Source organism: Rhodoferax sp., from assembly GCF_039922535.1.
GTDB lineage: Bacteria > Pseudomonadota > Gammaproteobacteria > Burkholderiales > Burkholderiaceae_C > Rhodoferax_B.
In genome coordinates, this window is record NZ_JBDTEM010000202.1 from 1 (window position 1) to 2,150 (window position 2,150).

Annotated in this window: 2 protein-coding genes; both read right to left on the reverse strand. The window is 64.3% G+C overall.

Annotation, left to right across the window (positions count from 1 at the left end):
- The coding region (locus tag ABI213_RS09505; RefSeq protein ID WP_348026857.1) for a transglycosylase domain-containing protein at positions 1–1,560 on the reverse strand (1,560 nt) is incomplete at its 3' end.
- A 223-nt stretch (positions 1,561–1,783) separates the two neighbouring features.
- Positions 1,784–2,150: IclR family transcriptional regulator C-terminal domain-containing protein (locus tag ABI213_RS09510; RefSeq protein WP_348026859.1), on the reverse strand; the 367-nt coding region annotated here is incomplete at its 5' end.

The following is a 2,150-nucleotide window of genomic DNA, read 5'->3' on the forward strand; positions in this document are numbered from 1 at the left end:
GAACTGGCCGTCGTCGTTTTGCGGGTTCCAGCCCGGGCCGCCGTTCACGCCGGGCAAGTCGAGCGGGCCGTCGTTGACCACGGTGGAGGGCATTACGCCCTTGTCGATGGCGGCGGAGTACAAAAACGGTTTGAAGCTGGAGCCCGGCTGCCGCCAGCCCTGGGTGACGTGGTTGAACTGCTGTTCAGAAAAATCAAAACCGCCCACCAGCGCCCGCACCCGGCCCGTGGTGGGGGTGAGCGCCACCAGGGCGCTCTGCACTTCGGGCCATTGCGAGATCGCCCAGCCGGTTTTTCCCTCTAAGTTCTGGACCCGGATGATGGCCCCGCGCTTGATGGCCAGGGTGGCGTTGGCCTTGGCATTGAGTGCGGTTTGCGCCCAGCGCAGGCCCTCGCCCTTGAGCTGCAGCGTTTCACCGGTGGCCAGGCGGGCCACTACGGCCTGGGGGCTGGCCAGCAGCACGATGGCCACGCGCAGGTCTTCGTCGTCGTTGTAGTCCTTCAAAGCCAGGGCGGCGGCGGCATCTTCTTCGGCCGGGTCGCTGGGCAGTTCTTCAAGGTCTTCGGGGCCCCGGTAAGGCAGCTTGCGGTCAAAGGCCAGCACGCCGCGGCGCAGGGCGGCATAGGCGGCCTGCTGGTCGGTGGAGACCAGCGAAGTGGTCACCTTGATGCCCTGCGAATAGGCCTGCTGGCCGTAGCGTTCAAACACCGCCTGGCGGGCCATCTCGGCCACGTATTCGGCATGTACGGGCACCTGCAGCGGCGAGCGGATCACCAGCTTTTGCGCGGTGGCCGTGTCGAACTGCGCCTGCGAAATAACCCCCACGCTCAACATGCGGCCCAGCACCAGTTGCTGGCGGCGGGTGGCGCGTTCCAGGTTGGTGATGGGGTTGGCGTAGGCTGGGTTCTGCGGCAGCCCGGCCAGCATGGCCATTTCGGCAATCGACAGATCGGCCAGCGGCTTGCCAAAGTACACCTGTGAGGCCGCGCCAAAGCCGTAGGCACGGTGGCCCAGGTAGATCTGGTTCATGTAGAGCTCCAGAATCTGGTCCTTGGTCAGGGACCTTTCGATCTTCAGCGCCAGCATGGCCTCTTTGAACTTGCGCTCGGCCGTCTTGCGGTTGCTTAAAAAGAAGTTGCGCGCCACCTGCTGGGTGATGGTGGATGCCCCTTGGCGCACCCCCCCGGTGAGGTTGGACACCACCGCCCGCAGCACGCCGATGGGGTCGATGCCGTTGTGTTCGCGAAAGCGCGTGTCTTCAATCGCCAGCACGGCTTCTTGCATTAGCGGTGGGATCTGGGCGATGGGCAAAAACACCCGCCGCTCGGAGCCAAACTGCGCAATCTCCACCCCGTCGCTGGTGTAAACCTGCATCGCCTGCTGCGGCTGGTAGCGGGTCACCTTGTCGAGGTCGGGCAGGCTGGGGTAATACCAGGCGGCGGCAATGGCGATGAGCAGGCCGCCGATCAGGCCCAGGCCGACGCATACCCACAGGGCTGTGAGCCAGAGTTTGCCGGATTGGGTGCGAGGGGGGGGAGTGTGGGGTGTGTGTAGGGTCATGGAACCTGGGTCGCGCAGCACCCGGCGAAAGCCGGGGCTGGGGTGAAAGAGAGGGCGGGCAAATTATGGACCAGAGGCCAAAACTGCAAAAACTGCCGAAACGGCCAGAAGCCCCAGCTTAAAGGCGGGCTGTGAAGAGAGTGTGAAGTGAACTTTACTATTAAATAAATAGCTGCCAGCGCAGGTGCTGTCTGCGCCAGAGGCCTAAAAAGCTTGTAATTTATTACAACACAGGCCGTAAGGCCTCGGCCACTTCCCGCAGGATCGGCAGCAGTTTGGCCACCATTTGGCCACCGGGGTACATCTGCCGCTGCACGGTCACGCTCAGGGCGTACTGGCAGCGGCCTTTGCGGTCCTTCAGGGCCACGGCCAGGCCGCTGAGGCCAAAGTCGAGGTACTGGTCGGCGTGCCAGTAGTCCACGGCACGGGCCGCCACCACGCTGTCGCGAAAGGCCGCCGGGTTGATCAGGGTGGAGCCAGTGAAGCCCGCAAAGTCGTGCGCGGCTATCCAGGCATCCAGCGCCGCGTCGTCCAGGGTAGACAGCAAGATGAAGCCTTGCGCCACCACATGGGCGGGCACGCGCGCGCCC